General features: G+C 69.4%; 15 protein-coding genes. 10 read left to right on the top strand and 5 right to left on the bottom strand.

Going from position 1 to position 17,386, the window contains the following annotated elements; translation table 11 throughout:
* Window positions 1–20: 20 nt before the first annotated feature.
* Together Q4V64_RS19325 and Q4V64_RS19320 are read right to left on the bottom strand one after the other, a co-directional pair.
* The gene (locus Q4V64_RS19325; RefSeq protein WP_124441894.1) at window positions 21–893 is read right to left on the bottom strand and encodes an alpha/beta hydrolase; all 873 of its coding nucleotides are present in this window, start codon (window positions 891–893) and stop codon (window positions 21–23) included.
* A 20-nt stretch (window positions 894–913) separates the two neighbouring features.
* Entirely contained in the window at window positions 914–1,492 is a 579-nt protein-coding gene (locus Q4V64_RS19320; protein WP_253267129.1) for a peptidoglycan-binding domain-containing protein, read from the bottom strand.
* A gap of 463 nt (window positions 1,493–1,955) precedes the next feature.
* Here Q4V64_RS19320 and Q4V64_RS19315 point away from each other — a divergent pair, with 463 nt between their 5' ends.
* Together Q4V64_RS19315 and Q4V64_RS19310 are read left to right on the top strand one after the other, a co-directional pair.
* The gene (locus tag Q4V64_RS19315) at window positions 1,956–4,289 is read left to right on the top strand and encodes an ATP-binding protein (protein WP_124441896.1); all 2,334 of its coding nucleotides are present in this window, start codon (window positions 1,956–1,958) and stop codon (window positions 4,287–4,289) included.
* The gene (locus tag Q4V64_RS19310; RefSeq protein ID WP_172629340.1) at window positions 4,286–4,942 is read left to right on the top strand and encodes a response regulator transcription factor; all 657 of its coding nucleotides are present in this window, start codon (window positions 4,286–4,288) and stop codon (window positions 4,940–4,942) included. The genes Q4V64_RS19315 and Q4V64_RS19310 overlap by 4 nt, the downstream gene beginning before the upstream one ends.
* A 38-nt stretch (window positions 4,943–4,980) precedes the next feature.
* Here Q4V64_RS19310 and bcp read toward each other — a convergent pair whose 3' ends face one another.
* Window positions 4,981–5,448: a thioredoxin-dependent thiol peroxidase gene (bcp, locus tag Q4V64_RS19305; RefSeq protein WP_124441897.1), complete on the bottom strand. Its 468-nt coding sequence runs from the start codon at window positions 5,446–5,448 to the stop codon at window positions 4,981–4,983.
* A gap of 95 nt (window positions 5,449–5,543) precedes the next feature.
* Here bcp and Q4V64_RS19300 point away from each other — a divergent pair, with 95 nt between their 5' ends.
* Window positions 5,544–5,873, top strand: coding sequence for a DUF3618 domain-containing protein (locus tag Q4V64_RS19300; RefSeq protein WP_124441898.1), 330 nt, complete (start codon window positions 5,544–5,546; stop codon window positions 5,871–5,873).
* Between the two features lie 43 nt (window positions 5,874–5,916).
* Window positions 5,917–6,273, top strand: coding sequence for a co-chaperone GroES (locus Q4V64_RS19295; protein ID WP_124441899.1), 357 nt, complete (start codon window positions 5,917–5,919; stop codon window positions 6,271–6,273).
* A gap of 64 nt (window positions 6,274–6,337) precedes the next feature.
* On the opposite strand, the gene Q4V64_RS19290 is transcribed toward Q4V64_RS19295, so the two are convergent.
* Entirely contained in the window at window positions 6,338–8,752 is a 2,415-nt protein-coding gene (locus Q4V64_RS19290; RefSeq protein ID WP_124441900.1) for a transglycosylase domain-containing protein, read from the bottom strand.
* A gap of 203 nt (window positions 8,753–8,955) precedes the next feature.
* On the opposite strand from Q4V64_RS19290, the gene Q4V64_RS19285 reads away from it, so the two are divergent.
* The 4 genes from Q4V64_RS19285 (at window position 8,956) to Q4V64_RS19270 (ending at window position 12,482) form a co-directional block, all read left to right on the top strand.
* A complete protein-coding gene (locus Q4V64_RS19285) occupies window positions 8,956–9,756 on the top strand; it encodes an ABC-2 family transporter protein (RefSeq protein ID WP_172629341.1) in 801 nt (266 codons plus the stop codon).
* Window positions 9,749–10,570, top strand: coding sequence for an ABC transporter permease (locus tag Q4V64_RS19280; RefSeq protein WP_253267130.1), 822 nt, complete (start codon window positions 9,749–9,751; stop codon window positions 10,568–10,570). Before Q4V64_RS19285 ends, Q4V64_RS19280 begins: the two co-directional genes overlap by 8 nt.
* A gap of 3 nt (window positions 10,571–10,573) precedes the next feature.
* Window positions 10,574–11,545 carry an ATP-binding cassette domain-containing protein gene (locus tag Q4V64_RS19275; RefSeq protein ID WP_124442181.1) on the top strand — a complete coding sequence of 324 codons (972 nt, stop codon included), beginning with the start codon at window positions 10,574–10,576 and terminating at the stop codon, window positions 11,543–11,545.
* A gap of 91 nt (window positions 11,546–11,636) precedes the next feature.
* Window positions 11,637–12,482, top strand: coding sequence for a DUF1707 domain-containing protein (locus tag Q4V64_RS19270; RefSeq protein WP_124441903.1), 846 nt, complete (start codon window positions 11,637–11,639; stop codon window positions 12,480–12,482).
* Between the two features lie 212 nt (window positions 12,483–12,694).
* Here Q4V64_RS19270 and Q4V64_RS19265 read toward each other — a convergent pair whose 3' ends face one another.
* Window positions 12,695–14,065, bottom strand: coding sequence for an SGNH/GDSL hydrolase family protein (locus tag Q4V64_RS19265; RefSeq protein WP_124441904.1), 1,371 nt, complete (start codon window positions 14,063–14,065; stop codon window positions 12,695–12,697).
* 195 nt (window positions 14,066–14,260) lie between these two features.
* On the opposite strand from Q4V64_RS19265, the gene Q4V64_RS19260 reads away from it, so the two are divergent.
* Window positions 14,261–15,598 carry a DUF445 domain-containing protein gene (locus Q4V64_RS19260; protein WP_124441905.1) on the top strand — a complete coding sequence of 446 codons (1,338 nt, stop codon included), beginning with the start codon at window positions 14,261–14,263 and terminating at the stop codon, window positions 15,596–15,598.
* A gap of 57 nt (window positions 15,599–15,655) precedes the next feature.
* On the top strand, window positions 15,656–17,221 hold the full coding sequence (locus Q4V64_RS19255; protein WP_124441906.1) for an MFS transporter: 1,566 nt from the start codon (window positions 15,656–15,658) through the stop codon (window positions 17,219–17,221).
* Window positions 17,222–17,386: the final 165 nt, after the last annotated feature.

Genomic DNA, 17,386 nt, shown 5'->3' with positions numbered 1-17,386 from the left:
GAGATGCAGTGAAGTGGAGATCAGTTCGCGGAGTGCAGGTACACCGCCAGGCGTGCTCTTGCCACTGGTGAAGATATGCCGGTATAGGCGCTCCACATGCTGTGCTTGATGCGGGCCGTGTGCAGCCCTGTGGAGACGTTCCTCAGTGAGTTGTGGTCACCGGTGCCGAAACCGTCGTTGGGTAGATTCCTGTACTGGATCTTGTGCTGCGAATTTGCGCCAACACCGGAACCTTCGCTGACGACCCAATCGTCGAACGACGAAATCAGGGTCCAATCGGTGCCCATATGTGACTGGTAGAGCCCTTCCCCAAGGCTCCTGATGAAATCGCTCCCCGGTTCCATCTGGCGGCACTGGCGGTACCCGTCGCAACTCTCGGCCCAACTCGTGCCGTCGTGGGGGGTACCGAGGGTCACGACATCCTCGATGTAGAGGCGCCTGGGCCAGCCGTCCGTCCCGCCCTTCAGCGCGACGTGGCGGAGCATGGTGCGAACGATCAGGCCGCCCATGGAGTGGGCGACGATGTCGACCTTCTTGTTGTTCGCTGAGAACGACCTGTGGATTCGCTGCGCCAACGCCTTCGCAACCGTGTTGAGCGAGGTGTTGCGGGTACCGCCGTATTCGTAATCGCAGCCCTCGTCGGCTGCGTAGTAACCGAACGTCCTGAGCGCTCCGTCCCAGTCGCTGCCCTTGAAGTGGTCTCGAGCCTTCTTGAAGTAGTCGGCGTTGCAGTTGGTCTTTCCGTCCGGGAGGTAGCCGTGGACGAAGATGACGGTCGACTCGCCGTTGCTCCGACCTGGAGCGGCATGCGCCGGAGCGGCCGAGGTGAACGCGATCGCCAAGGCCACCAGGCTGCTTATGAGCAGCGAGGCAGATCTTCGGGTTCGTTGCATGGAAATGTCTCCTCAGACGGCTAGGCGCAGGCGGGCAGGGTGTTGCGCGAGAAGTCGCGCACGCTGGTGGTGGTCTGGGCGTTGTCCCTGCCGTACCTCCCGACCCAGACCACGAGCTTCTCGCTGTCGTACGCCCTGGCGGCGACCCGGCCCTGGGCGGCGATCCGGTCGTCCGAGATGGCGTCTCCGTTGATGTAGCCGCCCGACACGTAGAACACCCAGTCGGCGTTCTGGCCCGAGTTGTTCCACACGGAGTAGCGGAATTGCGTCGAATTCGCCTTGCACATGTACACGGTGACCCCGGCCTTCCATCCCAACGCCTTGCCGTAGGTCGCCAGCTTCCGCCAGGTCTGGGGTCCGACCTTGCCGTCGACGCCGATGCCGGCGTCGTCCTGGAACGACCGGACGCGGCTGCGCGTCCCCGAGCCGTACACGCCGTCCACCTTGAGCCCACCCAGATTCGTCTGGAGCAGCCTCACGCAGGTGCCACGGCTGCCGTAGCTCAGGTTGGTGCTGGAGCAGGTCGCGGCCTGCGCGGAGGGAGTGGACGCGACGAAGAGCGTGAGCGTCGAGGCGACCACAGTGAGGGCTGCGGTCAATGCCGTCAGCGCACGGGGGCGAGAGATGGCAGACATAACGGACCTTTCATCGATGATGGCAGCGTCCCGTGAGGGGACATGGTCGGAGATGGCGCAGCGTCAGTGCGCAGGGGCCAGGTGCGCAGCACGCACCCTGGCCCGGGTCATGAGCGGAAGAGGGAAAGCAGAAGAGTGAAAGTGAGTTCATGCGCGCCCGCCACGGGCGGCGCCAGCCCCGTACGACGGGCACAGTAGCCCGGCCCGGTCGCCGAGTGTGCCGGTCATTTGCCCCACAACGAACGGCCGCCGCACACCCCGGAATACACCCGATCTCGACACCTTCATTTCACCGAGGCCGGAGGCGAATGGGCGCTCCGCCTTGATCGGGGTCAACTACCCTCGCCCCATGGTGCATGGGGGACACGAGGGGAACAGGGCTGGCGCCGCTGCGCCGATGGACGGCCCTGGGGCCGGGGAGCGCCTGGTGATCCTGACCCTCGAGCGGTACGGCGTGTGGCTCCGCTCCACCGTGGTCTGCCTGTGCGGTGCGCTGGGCGTCGGCTTGGCGGACGGGGCGGAGATTCCCCTGGCGATGTCTCTGCTGGTGCCCGCTGTCCTCGCCTGCGGTGTGCGCCTTTACGCGCTGCGCCGCCCGCTCCCGTCCGCCCTGCTGTGGACGTTGGACGCGGCCGTGTTGGTGTTGACGGGGCTGTCTCAGCCGGTGCTCGGCGGCGACGGCGCGGATGTGATGGTGGAGGCGATTGTCGGCATCTGCGTTGTCGCTTTCCAATACGAGTGGGCGACGCGCCCAGTGGCCGCGTTCGGCCTGGCTGCGTTGGGGACTGCCGTCTGCGTGCTGGGTGACGTCCTCTCCTCGCCCGGGCACAGTCCCGACGTGGTACCCCTGGTGCGCATGTTTGTCCAGGTGGGCCTGTCGAGGGCTGCCTACCTCATGGTTCGGGCGCGGGCCAGGGCGGCCGACCGGTCGGCCGCGGCCCGGGCGGCGTCGCGCCGGGAGGCCGCTGTCGCCGCCGCCCGGAGGGCAACCGAGCGCGAGTACCTGGCGACCCTGCACGACACGGCGAGCGCGACGCTGCTGATGGTCTCCCAGGGCGACGGCCGGGACTGGTCGTGGCTGCCGCCGCGGGCCAGACAGGACCTGGAGGCGTTGTCCGCCATGCCTGGATTCGAGACGGGAAGCGTCGACCTCGCGGCGCTTCTCGGCTGCGTGCCCGAGGGCGAGGGACCGGCCAGGGTGCAGCTCAAAACGCGCATCGACGGCCCGCTGGTGATTCCGTCCGGCCCTGGGCTCGCGATATTCAACGGGGTCCGGGAGGCCGTCACCAATGTGGCACGCCATGCCGGGGTGCGGGAAGCGGAGCTCAGGGCATGGGCAGAAGAGGACGGCGCCGTCGTCGAACTGTCCGACTTGGGACGGGGCTTCGACCCGGAATCCGTCCCCGCGCGGCGCCGGGGCATCTCCGGTTCCATCATCGGCAGGATGCACACGGCCGGAGGCTCCGCTTCCGTTACCTCCCATCCGGGCACCGGGACCCGCGTGCAGTGGCGCTGGCACGGCCGGGCCCGGGCGTCACAGGCAGTGGACGAAACACAGGCGACTGGCGGCGTACCGCGCCCGCCCCGCGTCCAGGCACAGCACACCGCTGCCGTGCGCCTCATTCGCGGGCAGCTCCTTTACGGGGCCCAACTGGCCGTGCTGCTGATCAGCCTGGTGTGGCAGTTCGCCATCTCGCTGCGTCGGCTCATCGTCCACCAGGACGTGTACAGCCCTGCGTGGGCACAGACAGCCGCCTTCGTCTGCCTGGCCGCCGTCGCGGTGGCCGGGGGCGCCTATCTGCTGCGTGGCAGGCAGATCCCGCCGAGGGTGCGCGGGTGGAGCCTGGGCTCGGTGTTGGCCGTTTCGGCGGTATGCGCGTTCACGCTCCCGCCGGAGCAGTCGACAGGTCCGCCGGACTGGGCGTTCGGAGTGGTCGGCTGGCATGCGCTGTTCCTGCTGGCAGACCTGCGGGTCAGGTTCTTCGCGGCGTTCCTCGGGGCGCATATGGGGCTCAACGCGACCGCTGTGTTCTTGTCGGGGGCGCCCACCGCCGCCGAGTTGGCCGTCATGGGGATCTCCACGATTTCCGCCTGCGGCTTCCAGCTCTCCGTCGGTGTACTGGTGACGCGCCTGCTCCACGGTACGGCGCCGGCAGCGGGGACCGCGGCCGCACGGGAGGAAGAAATGCGTACCCGGGAACGTATCCACGAGGACATGCAGCGTGATCACAAAGAGCGCTACCGCGCCCTCACGGCGACGACAGTGCCGCTGCTCCTGGGCCTCGGCCACGGTGTGCTGAGCCCGAACGACGAGGAGGTGAGGCTGCGGTGCGGCGTGGAAGCCGCCCGTATGCGCCGCCTGTTCGCGGAAGGCGATGCCGTCTCCGACCCGCTGCTGAACGAGTTGCGGGCGTGCGTCGAGGTGGTCGAGCACCAGGGGGTGACGGTGAGTCTGGCCGTACGAGGCCGGCCGGGTGAGGTGCCTGTGGAGGTACGCAGGGAGTTGATCGACCCGCTGGCGGTGATTCTGGGCCGCACACGCTCGACCGCGCGGGTGACTGTCGTGTGGACCCCCCGCGCGGTCCGGGTGAGCGTGGTCAGCGAGGACTGCGCCGGCGGCCGCGGCACGGAAGAGGCCGCTCATCCGCACGGCCGTGCCACGGACGCCAAGGTGACCGTGGAACGAACGACGCGCGGCGGAAGTGTGTGGGTGGAGGCCGGCTGGAGAAGACCGGCGGCCTCCGGAGTTGAGCTGACATGAGTGACAACGCACCAGTCAGCGTGGTCGTCGTGGACGACCATCCCGCCATCCTCGCGGGTGTAGAGGCGTGGTACGCCGCATCGCGGCGGCCCATCACCGTGGTCGCGGCCGGCGACTCCGTACGGGAAGCCTGGACCGAGCCGGGCAGCACGGCCGATGTCGTCGTCCTGGATCTGCAACTGGGCGACGGCGGCCCCGCCCTCGGCAGCCTTCGAAGACTCGTCGACGCCGGGCGGCAGGTGGTCGTCTACTCGATGCGGGACGACGAGAAGACAGCGCTCAGCTGCCTGGACCTGGGAGCCGCGACCTTTCTGACCAAGAGCGAGGGCCGACAGCACCTGGTCGAGGCGACGCTGGCAGCAGCCGATGAGCGGCCCTACATGCCGCCCGCGCTGGCCGGCGCGCTGGGAACGAACACCCGCGCCGACCGCCCCCAGCTCTCCGTACGCGAGGAGAACGTGCTCATCGAGTGGTTCCAGTCGGAGTCGAAGGAGTTGGTCGCGCAGCGTCTCGGCATCTCCGTACGGACGGTCAACTCGTATCTGGACCGCGTGCGGATCAAGTACGCGAACGTCGGCCGCCCCGCGCGGACCAAGGCAAGCCTGGTGGCCCGCGCCATCCAGGACGGGCTGGTCGACGTGGACGACCTCTGAGCAACTTCACTCCGGGGTTCCTTCAGGTACCCGAGTTCTTAGATCCCCAGATCCTTGATGATCTTCGCCACGTGGCCCGTCGCCCGGACGTTGTACAGGGCCCGGTCGACCTTGCCCTCCTCGTCCACGATCACCGTGGAGCGGATGACGCCCATGTACGTCCTGCCGTAGTTCTTCTTCTCGCCGAAGGCGCCGTAGGCGTCGAGGACCTTCTTGTCGGGGTCTGCCAGGAGCGTGATCCTGAGGGACTCCTTGTCGCGGAACTTCGCCAGCTTCTCCGGCTTGTCCGGGGAGATGCCGATGACGTCGTAGCCGGCGCCGGCCAGCAGTTCCAGGTTGTCCGTGAAGTCGCACGCCTGCTTGGTGCAGCCGGGGGTCAGAGCCGCGGGATAGAAGTAGACGATGACCTTGCGGCCCTTGTGGTCGGAGAGGGACACCTCGGTGCCGTCGGCGTCGGGGAGGGTGAAGGCGGGGGCGGTGTCCCCGGGCTGCAGTCGCTCGCTCATCGGACCAGAGTAACCGGGGGTGCTGACAGCGCGGTCGCGGGCGGAACTGACAGACTGTCCAGAACACAGCACCAGCAGACTTCGGAGGCCGTACGGTGGCGGACACGTCGGACACGAGAACCCCGGCGCAGATCGAGGCGGACATCAGACGCCGCCGCGAGATGCTGGGCGAGACGCTCGACGAGATCGGGGTGCGGGTGCATCCGAAGACGATCGTGGGCGATGCCAAGGCCAGGGTCGTTTCGAATATCGATCACACCCTTGGGCGGGCCTATGTCGGGGTCAATCGGGCCGTGACGGACGTCAAGGCTCAGTTCGTGGACGAGGAGGGCGCGCCGAGGCTGGAGCGGGTCGTGCCCGTCGCGCTCGTCGTGGTCGGGGTCGTGGGGCTGCTGGCCCTGGGGACCCGGCGGCGCAAGGGCTGACCCACCCGGGTACGGGTGTGCCGGAGACAGGTAGGTTCAAGGCGTGAGCGCCAAGAGGAACGAGCACAGCACCCAGCACGACAAGCTGCCCATCCGGATGCTGCACGACCGTGTACTCGTGCGGCAGGACACCAGCGAGGGGGAGCGGCGTTCGGGCGGCGGCATTCTGATTCCCGCCACCGCGGCCGTGGGCCGTCGGCTGGCGTGGGCGGAGGTCGTCGCGGTGGGGCAGAACGTACGGACCGTGGAGCCGGGTGACCGGGTCCTGTTCGATCCGGAGGACCGGGCCGAGGTCGAGGTGCGGGGTGTCCCGTACGTGCTCATGCGCGAGCGGGACCTGCATGCTGTGGCCGCGGATCGGTTCGAGGGGTCCGAGGACACCACCGGGTTGTACCTGTAGAACAACCGTGCTGTGGAACAGCGGCTTCAGGGGCCGGTGACTGTCGTCACCGGCCCCTTTGCCGTCACTGCCTTCTCGTGCCCGTGAACTGTGGCGTCAGGCCTCCGGTGGTCGGTCCGCCCTGTGAGCCGTCCGTGGTGTCGCCGGACGTCTCTCCGGTGGTGCCGCCGTCCGTCGTGCCTCCGGTCGTGGTGTCGCCCGTCGTGCCGCCCGTGGCTCCGTCCGTCGTGCCGCCGTCGGTGGTCGTGCCTCCGTCGGTGGTGCCGCCGTCCGCGGGGGCGCTCGTGCTGGGCGTGCTCGGCGTGGCGCTCTCGCTCTGGCCGCCGGTCTGGCCCTCGGTGTCCTGGCCGCCGGTGGTGTCGCCCGTGGTGCCGCCGTTGTCCTGGCCGCCCGCGGTCGGGTCCACCGGGACGTCGGAGGGCGGTGCCTGCGTCTCCTCGGCGCCGGGCTGGAGCTCGAGGTCGAAATCGGTGACGGGCTTGCCCTTGAGGGCGTCCTTGGTGAACTGCGCCCAGATCTCGGCGGGCGCCCCGCCGCCGTTGATGCGGGGCAGGCCCATCGCGTTGTACAGCGGCTTGTGGGCGGCGGTGACCGGGTCCTGGCCCATGACGGAGACGACGGTGGCGAGGTCGGGGGTGTAGCCGGCGAACCAGGCCGCGGTGTCCTCCTCCGCCGTTCCGGTCTTGCCCGCGGCGGGGCGGCCGGCGGCCTGGGCGGCGGTGGCGGTGCCGTTCTCGACGACGCTCTGCAGGACGGAGGTCGTGGTGTCGGCGGCCTCGCGGCTGACGGCCTGGCGGGTCTTCTGCCGGGGCAGTTCGATCTCCTGGCTGCCGTCCTTGGTGATCTTCTCGATCATGGTGTACGTGCCGTGCTTGCCGTGGTTGGCGAGCGTGGCGTAGGCCTGAGCCATGTCGAGGACGCTGGCGGTGGACGGGCCGAGCGCGATGGACGGGGACGCGGTCAGGTCGGGGGTGTCGGCGGGGATGCCGAGGGCGATCGCGGTCTTCTTGACCTTGTCGGAGCCGACGTCGACGGCCATCTGCGCGTACACCGAGTTGACGGACTTGTCCGTGGCCTCGCGGACGGTGATGTCGCCGTAGGAGACCTGGTCCTCGTTCTCGGGGGCGTACGGTCCGCCGTCCCAGCCGACGACGGGGCGTTTGTTGGTGCCGTCGTAGATCGTGTTCGGGGTGATCGTGCGGCCGTCCTGGGTGAGGGAGTCGTTCTGGACGGCGGAGGTGAACACGAACGGCTTGAAGGTGGAGCCGACCTGGAAGTCACCGCGGGTGGCGTTGTTCGTGTACTGCTTCACGTAGTCGATGCCGCCGTACATCGCGAGCACCTTGCCGGTCTTGGGATCGACGGCGGCGCCGCCCGCGCGGACGTACGTGTCGACCTTGCGGTTCTTCTTGTCGAGCTTGTCCATCAGCTGGTCGTTGACCGCGTCCACGAAGGCGTTCTGCTTGCTCTTCTGCAGGGTGGTGGTGATGCGGTAGCCGCCGGCGTCGAGCGAGTCCGCGTCGACGATCTTGTTCTTGGTGAGGTAGTCCTTGATCGCGGTGACGATGTAGCCGCGCTGCCCGGACATGCCGGTGGAGAGGGTGGCCTCCTTGGGCATCGGGAACTTCATGCCGGCGCGGTCGGAGGCGCTGAGCCAGCCCTTGGTGACCATGCCGTCCAGGACGTAGTTCCAGCGGGCCTCGGCGGAGGTCTTGTTCTCCGGGTGGGCGACGACGTCGTACTCGCTGGGCGCGTTGACCAGTGCGGCGAGGTAGGCGCCCTGGGCGGCGGTGAGTTCGGTGGCGTCGACGCCGTAGTAGGCCTGGGCGGCGGCCTGGATGCCGTAGGCGTTGCGGCCGAAGTAGCTGGTGTTGAGGTAGCCCTCGAGGATCTGGGCCTTGGACTCGGTGCGGTCCAGCTTGATCGAGATGAAGAACTCCTTCACCTTGCGGGTGACGGTCTGCTCCTGGGCCAGGTAATAGTTCTTCACGTACTGCTGGGTGATCGTGGAGCCGGACTGTTTGCCCTTGCCGGTGGCGGTGTTCCAGGCGGCGCGGAGCATCGCCTTGGGGTCGATGGCGGACTCCGTGTAGAAGTCGCGGTCCTCGGCGGCCAGGACGGCGTGCTGGGCGGCCTTGGAGATCCGGGCGAGGGAGACGTTCTCCCGGTTGACCTCGCCGTCGCGGGCGAGCTGGCTGCCGTCCGCGTAGAGGTAGACGTTGCTCTGCTTGGTGGCGAGGGCGTTGGCGGGCGGGATCTTGACCAGGGAGTAGCCGAGGAAGAACAGGCCGATCAGGAGCAGGGTCCCGATGACGAACGTCCCGAGCACCATGCGCCAGGTCGGGATGATCCGGCGCCAGCCGGTGCGCCCCGGGCGCTTGGGCTTCTGGCCGGCCGGCCCTGCGGGTTCCGAGGCCGCTTCCGGCTCTGTCGGTGCCCAGCCCTGGTTCGGCTGCTGCGGCTGCGGCTCGTCACTCATGTCGTGCACGGACTCCTGTTTCGCCTCGTACGTTCCCGTACGTCTCGTACGCCTTCTACGCCCCCTGTTGAAGACTCTCGCACCAGGCGTTCCGTTCCCGACAATCCGCACGTGTTGCCGTGTGGAAAATGCCTGGCGGGTCGAGCCGGCCGCGCACTAGGCTCCTGCGCTTCGGTGTCGGGCGGGCGAGGAGGACGGCTGCGGTGGGTTCGGGGCGGTTGTACGCGGCCGTCGCGGCGGGGGGTTTCAGAAGATACGCGACGTATCGGGCGGCCACGGCCGCGGGGGTGTTCACCAATACCGTTTTCGGCCTGATTCTGGTGTACACGTATCTGGCGCTGTGGGACGAGAGACCCCACCTAGGGGGGTACGACCAGGCACAGGCCGTCACCTATGTGTGGCTGGGGCAGGCGTTGCTCGCGGCGCTGGCCATCCAGGGCGGGGGCTTCGAGATCGAGCTCATGGAACGCATCCGTACCGGTGAGATCGCGATCGACCTCTACCGGCCGGCCGACCTCCAGCTGTGGTGGCTGGCGAACGATCTGGGCAGGTCGCTCTTCCAGCTCCTGGGGCGGGGGGTGATCCCCTTCGTCTTCGGGGCGCTCTTCTTCCCGGTGGCGCTGCCGCACGATCCGCTGACCTGGCTGGCGTTCCTGGTCGCGGTCCTGCTCGGGGCGGTCGTCAGTTTCGGGATCCGCTACCTGGTGGCGCTGAGCGCGTTCTGGCTGCTGGACGGCAAGGGCATGCTGCAACTCCTGATGATCACCGGGGTGTTCTGTTCGGGGATGACGTTGCCGCTGAACGTCTTCCCGGGGGTGCTGGGCGAGGTCGTACGGGCCCTGCCGTGGTCGGCCCTGCTGCAGCTGCCCGCGGACATCCTGATGGGGAAGGCCGATCCGCTGGGTGCCTATGTCTTCGCGGCGGCCTGGGCCGTGGCGCTCCTGGCGGCCGGGCGACTGTTGCAGTCGTCGGCGACCCGGCGGGTGGTGGTCCAGGGTGGGTGAGACCAGCCGTCTGGCGGACGGGCTGCGCGCCTACGGGCTGATCGCCGGGATGTGGATCCGCTCCAGCCTGGCCTACCGCGCATCCTTCGCCATGACCGTGCTCGGCAATCTGCTGCTGTCCGGGCTCGACTTTGTCGCGATCCTGCTGATGTTCTCGCGGGTCGACTCGCTCGGCGGCTACGCCCTGCCCGAGGTCGCCCTGCTGTACGGCCTGTCCGTCACGTCCTTCGGCCTTGCGGACCTGATGTGCAACTCGCTGGGCCAACTGGGCCAGCGGGTGCGTGACGGCACGCTCGACACGCTGTTCGTGCGGCCGGCGCCGGTGCTCGCGCAGGCCGCGGCGGACCGCTTCGCGCTGCGCCGTGTCGCCCGCCTCACGCAGGGGGCGCTGGTGCTGGGCTACGCGCTCGTCGCGGTCGACGTCGACTGGACCGTGCTGAAGGTGCTGCTGGTGCCGGTCATGCTGGTCAGCGGTGCGGCGATCTTCGGCGCGGTGTTCGTCGCGGGCGCGTCCTTCCAGATTCTGGTGCAGGACGCCGCCGAGGTGCAGAGCGCGTTCACGTACGGCGGCACGACCATGCTGCAGTACCCGCCCAGTGTGTTCGGCAAGGACCTGGTGCGCGGGGTGACCTTCGTGCTGCCGCTGGCGTTCGTCAACTGGGTGCCCGTGGCCTATGTGTTGGGGCGGCCGTATCCGCTGGGCCTGCCGGAGGGGGCGGCGTTCGCGTCGCCGTTGGTGGCGGTGGCGTGCTGTGCGCTGGCCGGGTCGGCCTGGCGGGCGGGGCTGCGGTCGTATCGGAGTACGGGGAGCTGAGTGCTGGTGGATGCGCGTTTCATCGAACTGGACCGCGTCGAGAAGGTTTTCGAGGTGCGGAAGAAGGCCGGTTTCCTGAAGCGGGAGCGGCGGCAGGTGCGGGCGGTGGACTCCCTCTCCTTCAGCGTGCCGCGCGGTGAGATGGTCGGGTACATCGGGCCGAACGGCGCCGGGAAGTCGACGACGATCAAGATGCTCACCGGCATCCTGACGCCGAGCGGCGGCCGGTTGCGGGTGGCCGGTCTCGATCCCTCCCGGGAGCGGACGCGGCTGGCGCACCGTATCGGGGTGGTGTTCGGGCAGCGTACGACGCTGTGGTGGGACCTGCCGCTGATCGACTCCTACCGGTTGATGCACCGCATGTACCGCATCCCGGACGCCCGTTACCGCGAGAACCTCGACCGTCTCGTCGAACTCCTCGAACTGGGTGACTTGTTGGATGTCGCGGTACGGCAGCTCTCGCTCGGCCAGCGGATGCGCGGCGACATCGCGGCGGCCCTGCTGCACGACCCGGAGGTGCTCTACCTCGACGAGCCGACGATCGGCCTGGACGTCGTCTCCAAGGCCAAGGTGCGGGAGTTCCTGCGGGAGTTGAACGCCGAGCAGGGCACGACTGTGCTGCTGACCACGCACGACCTGCAGGACATCGAGCAGTTGTGCTCGCGGGTCATGGTCATCGACCACGGGCGGCTGATGTACGACGGCCCGCTCGTCGGCCTGCACGAGGCGGGGGAGAGCGAGCGGACCCTGGTGGTGGACCTGGAGCGCGAGCTGCCGCCGATCGAGGCGCCGCCGCCCGCGCGGGTCGTACGGGTGGACGGGCCCCGGCAGTGGCTGGCCTTCCCGGCGTCTCAGTCGGCGGCGCCGCTGGTCGCGCGGATCGCGGCGGAGTATCCGCTGGTGGACCTGTCGGTGCGGGAGCCGGACATCGAGGCGGTGATCGCGAAAATGTATGCGGAGAGGTCGACCGCGTAGCCGACTGCATAGCCGACCGCGAAGCCGACTGCGTGGGAGCCGGGCAGTCGATCGCGTAGTGCCCGTCGCCCGGAACTCGTAGGCTGCTTGTATGACCGAGGATGCCCCGGAGCTGCGCGCTTCCGACGCCGATCGTGAACGAGTCGCCGAGGTCCTGCGGGACGCCCTCGCGGAGGGGCGCCTCGACATGGAGGAGTTCGAGGAGCGGCTGGACGCGACGTACAAGGCGCGTACCTACGGGGAGCTGACGCCGATCACGCGTGATCTGCCGGCCGCCGGGGCTCCGGTTCCCACGGTGTCGACGACCAAGCAGCCCGCGCAGAGCGGGAGTTGGGCGGGGCGGATCGTCGGCGGCGAGGGGTCGTCGACGTGGGCCGTGGCCGTCATGTCGGGGTTTCAGCGCAGGGGGCGTTGGACGGTGCCCCGGCGTTTCAACTGCTTCGCCTTCTGGGGCGGCGGTGAGATCGATCTGCGCGAGGCGAACTTCGCGGACGGCGAGGTCGAGATCAACTGCGTCGCGATCATGGGTGGGGTGCAGGTGATCGTGCCGCCCGGTGTCGAGGTCGTGGTGCGCGGGATCGGGATCATGGGCGGTTTTGATCACCGTGAGGATGGTGTGCTGGGGGATCCGGGGGCGCCGCGGGTGGTCGTGACGGGGTTCGCCTTCTGGGGTGGGGTCGGGGTCGAGCGCAAGCGGACGCGGGCGGAGCGGCGGCAGGAGAAGTTGGACCGGAAGGCGTCGATGCGGGAGGTGCGGGAGTCGCTCCGGGACGACACGCATGAGGCTCATCGCAAGATGCTGGAAGGCCATCGGGACCTTGCGTGGGACCGCCGCGAGGACCGGCGGGAACGCCACGAGGAGCTGCGGGAGCGGCAGCGGGAACGCAAGCGGGAGCGGCGGGAGCGGCGAGATCGGTACCGGGACGGGGAGCGCTGACCGGGGTTGGTGCTGGGCGGGGGTGGGTCGCGCGGCCCGGCGCTGCGGGGTGCCGCCTGCGCCCACCCGTGCCCGCCCATGGGGGTCCCCCCAGGCCCTTAGGGCACTGGGGGAGGCACGAATGCCCGCAGCTGGCGCGGAGCGTGCCCGCAGCTGGGCCGGGCGGGTGCCCGCAGCTGGGCGGGACGGGTGCCCGCAGTCTGACGGCAGTCCTACAGCTCCGCCGGTGCCGCCCCCTTGAGGTCGTCCAGGTCGAACGCCGCCGCCATCCGCTCGTAGCCCTTGTCGCTCGGGTGGAGGTGGTCGCCCGAGTCGTAGTCGGAGCGGAACTCGCGCGGGTCGTAGGCGTCCCGGACGGCCTTGTCGAAGTCGACGACGTCGTCGAAGACCCTGCCCGAGCGGATCTCGGCGTTGATCTCCTGCCGTACGGCCTCGCGGGCGTCGGAGTAGCCGCGGTGGCCGCCGAAGGGCATCAGCGTGGCGCCGATGACCTTGATGCCGTGGGCGTGGGCCTGGCGGACCATCGTGCGCAGGCCGTCGAGGATCCTGTCGGGGTCGGCCAGCCGCGGGTTGCGGAGGATGTCGTTGATGCCGAGGTCGATGACGACGACCTTGACGTTCGTCCGGCCGAGCACGTCCCGGGCGAAGCGGCTGACGCCGGCCTGGTTCTCGGCGATGGGGGTCCCCCCGCTCGAGCGAAGCCGAGAGTGGGGGAGGCCGAGGCCGTCGGCGAGGACCTGGTTGCCGCCGATTCCCTGGTTGACGACGCTGTAGCGGGGCAGGTCCCGGCCCGCCCCGATCGCCTTGTGCAGCCGCTCGGACAGCAGGTCGGGCCAGCGGCTGTTGGCGTTCTCCGTGGAGCCGACGCCGTCGGTGAGCGAGTCGCCGAAGGCGACGATCGTGCCCTCGGCCTCGTCGCTCAGCACGTCCAGCGCGGTCAGGTAGCGCCAGTACTCGGCCCGCTCGGTGTACGCGGTCCCGGTTACGTCCTCGGTGAGGTCGCCTTGGGCGGCGTACGAGATCTGGCGGGCGCGCGGGTGGTAGGTGACCGGGCCGGAGCGCGTGGGGGAGTAGGTGGTGACCAGGACGTCGCTGCCCATGGGGATCGTGACGCGGACGGCGTCGCTGAGCACCTGCTGCCCGGCCGGGACGACGACCGTGGTGTTGCCGCCGAAGGTCAGCCTGCGCATGGTCTCCGCGACGGCCTGGGCGGTGCCGGTGCCGGCCGCGACGGCGATCGAGGCGTGCGTGATGGTCAGCGGGGACTGGCCGTAGAGATTGGACAGCGTGATGCGGGCACTCGTACCGCCGATGCTCGCGTGGACGACGTTGCGTACCGAGCGGTCCGCCAGGCCCACGATCTCGGTGCCGGGTTCGGCGCCGACCGGGGATGCGGACCAGGAGCCGACCCAGACCCCGGTGGAGGCGGGGTCGGCGGAGTTGTGCGGGGGGCGTCCGCCGGCCAGCGTGGCCCGGTCGTTCGTACCGGGGTCGGCTGCCACCCCGATGTAGATGATGGCGGAAAGCGCCACGATCGCGGCGACGATCGCGACGAGCAGGGCGTAACCGTGACGCCGGGTCATGCTGTGCGGTTCTCCTCGGGCGATGGGAGCCTGAGGCTCCGATCTGATGAACCCATGGTGAGCCATGGGTCTGGGGGAAACTGACAGGACCCCGCCGCGTTCCCCCGACCGGACAGACGCCGGGAACTCTTGTTCCGTTCCGGGAGTCGGTCAGGAAGGGACAATGTGTGAGGGATCACCGAACGGGTGGAGTGGATGGAACGCACGGAAACGGGATCAATCGGCACGGGAGGGCAGCATGCCCGCCCCGGTGCCTTCACGAACCGCGCCATGACGACGTTCAGCGCCGCCGACATGGAGAAGCAGCGCGGCGTACGGCGGATGAAGCTCACCGCGACCGGGATGCTGCTGTTCGTGGCGCTGGTGTACGTCCTGGCGAAGTGGGCGTCGAACGCGGGCGCCGGCACCTGGGCCAGCTATGTGGCGGCCGCCGCCGAGGCCGGCATGGTCGGCGCGCTCGCCGACTGGTTCGCCGTCACCGCCCTCTTCCGCCACCCCCTCGGCATCCCCATCCCGCACACCGCGATCATCCCCACGAAGAAGGACCAGCTGGGTGTGACCCTGGGGGAGTTCGTCGGGGAGAACTTCCTCTCCGAGGACGTCGTACGGCAGCGACTGCGGGCCGTCGGCATAGGCAGCCGGCTCGGTGCCTGGCTCGCGGAACCCGAACACGCCGACCGGGTGACGGCCGAGTTGTCCGCCGCGCTCAGAGGCGCCTTGACCGTCCTGCGGGACTCCGACGTCCAGGCCGTGGTCGGCGAGGCGATCACCCGCCGCGCCAACGCCCAGGAGGTCGCGCCGGGCATCGGCAAGACGCTGGAGAAGATCGTCGCCGACGGCGGTCACCGGCGGGCCGTCGACCTGGTCGTCACCCGGGCGCACGACTGGCTGGTGCTGCACAGCGACTCCGTCATGGACGCCGTGCAGGGCGGCGCCCCCGGCTGGACGCCGAGGTTCGTCGACAAGAAGGTCGGCGAGCGGGTCTACAAGGAGCTGCTGCGCTTCTGCGCGGAGATGCGCGACATGCCCTCCCACCCGGCGCGCGGCGCCCTCGACCGTTTCCTCACCGACTTCGCCTCCGACCTGCAGTCCGACACCGACACGCGCGCGCGGGTCGAGCGGCTCAAGGGCGAGGTGCTGGGCCGGGGCGAGGTCCAGGACCTGATCGCCTCCGTCTGGACCGCCGTACGATCCATGATCGTCTCGGCCGCCGAGGACGAGCGCAGCGAGCTGCGGCTGCGCGTGCGGGCCTCCCTGCTGTCCCTGGGCGCGCAGATGGCCGCCGACGAGAAGGTGCAGGGCAAGGTCGACAAGTGGGTGGAGGACGCGGCCGTGTACGTCGTCACCACCTACCGCCGGGAGATCACCTCCCTGATCACGGACACGGTGGCGAGCTGGGACGCCGAGCACACGACGCGGAAGATCGAGGCGAACATCGGCCGTGACCTGCAGTTCATCCGGATCAACGGCACGGTGGTCGGTTCGCTGGCGGGGTTGTTGATCTACACGGTGTCGCGCGCGCTGGGGGCGTAACCCAACTGGTCCAGGGCACCCGACCCGGGTTCTCGCTCGATGAGGAGGGAGCCGCCCATGACCACCGCGCAGGCCGAGACCGGCCGTACCGTGACCACCGACCTCCCCGCCCGGCTCGACCGCCTCCCATGGTCGCGCTGGCATTGGACGATCGTCATCGGACTCGGCACGGTCTGGATCCTCGACGGACTCGAGGTCACCGTCGTCGGCAACATCGCGAGCCGCCTCTCCGAGCCCGGCAGCGGGTTGCCGATCACCTCGGGCGAGATCACCGGAATCGCGGCCGCGCTGTATGTGGCCGGGGCCTGCCTGGGAGCCCTGTTCTGGGGTCGGCTGACGGACAAGTGGGGCCGCAAGAAGCTCTTCATGATCACGCTCGCGGTCTACCTCGCGGCGACCGCGCTGACGTCCGTCGCCTTCGACTCCTGGTGGTTCTTCGCCTTCCGCTTCCTCACCGGCTTCGGTATCGGCGGCGAGTACGCGGCCATCAACTCCGCGATCGACGAACTGATCCCCGCGGAGTACCGCGGCCGCGTCGACCTGATCATCAACGGCAGCTTCTGGCTGGGCGCGGTCGGCGGCTCGCTGCTGTCGATCGTCGCACTGAACACCGACCTCTTCGCGATGAACGTGGGCTGGCGGCTGACCTTCGCCCTCGGCGCCGTCCTCGCCCTGGTGATCCTTCTCGTACGGCGCCACGTCCCGGAGAGCCCGCGCTGGCTGCTGATCCACGGCAGGGACGAAGAGGCCGAACGGATCGTGTCCTCGATCGAACGCCGGATCGAGGAAGAGAAGGGCGAGCCGCTCCCCAAGGCCCAGGGCGAGATCACGATCCACCAACGCCGCAGCGTCACCTTCCTGGAGATCGGCCGTACGGTCTTCTCCCGCTACCGCAGGCGCGCGATCCTCGGCTTCGCCCTCTTCATCGGCCAGGCCTTCCTCTACAACGCGATCACCTTCGGCTTCGGCGCGATCCTGACGACGTTCTTCGACGTCCCGTCCGGCGACACCGGCTACTACTTCGCGGTCATCGCGGTCGGCAACTTCTGCGGCCCGCTGCTGCTGGGCAGGCTCTTCGACACGGTCGGCCGCCGGGTGATGATCTCGTCCACCTACCTCATCTCCGGTCTGCTGCTCTTCGGCACAGCCTGGCTCTTCGACCAGGGCGCGCTGAGCGCGGGCACGCTGACGGCCTGCTGGTGCGCGGTGCTGTTCTTCGCCTCGGCCGGCGCCTCCAGCGCCTACCTGACGGTCTCCGAGGTCTTCCCGATGGAGACCCGCGCGATGTCCATCGCCTTCTTCTACGCCCTCGGCACCGCCGCCGGCGGCATCAGCGGCCCCCTGCTCTTCGCCGACCTCACCGGCACGGGCAAGGTCGGCGACACGGTCCTGGCCTTCCAGATCGGCGCGGCCCTGATGTGCCTGGCAGGCCTGGTGGCAGCGGCACTGGCGGTACGAGCGGAACGCCGCTCCCTGGAGGACATCGCCCGCCCCCTGACGGCAGCGGCTTCATCGGCGACGGCTTCGATGGCTCGGTCGGGGTCGGGGTCGGGGTCGGGGGCGGAGTCGGGGCGAGGGCCCGGGTCGGGGACGGGGTCCGGGTCGCGGCCGGCGACGGCGTAGCAACTGCGGCTGCGGGCACGCCGTCCCCCCCAGCCAGCTGCGGGCAGCCGCTTCCGCCCAGCTGCGGGCAGCCGCTCCGCGTCAGCTGCGGGCATTCGTGCCTCCCCCGGTGTCTTAGGGAGACAGCCATAAAGGAACCTATCTCTGACGCGTAAATAGGTGCGG

It is taken from the genome of Streptomyces sp. NL15-2K (genome assembly GCF_030551255.1).
Lineage (GTDB): Bacteria > Actinomycetota > Actinomycetes > Streptomycetales > Streptomycetaceae > Streptomyces.
The sequence above is the reverse complement of the archived record's forward strand: the minus strand, read 5'-3'. Positions and strand labels throughout refer to the sequence as shown.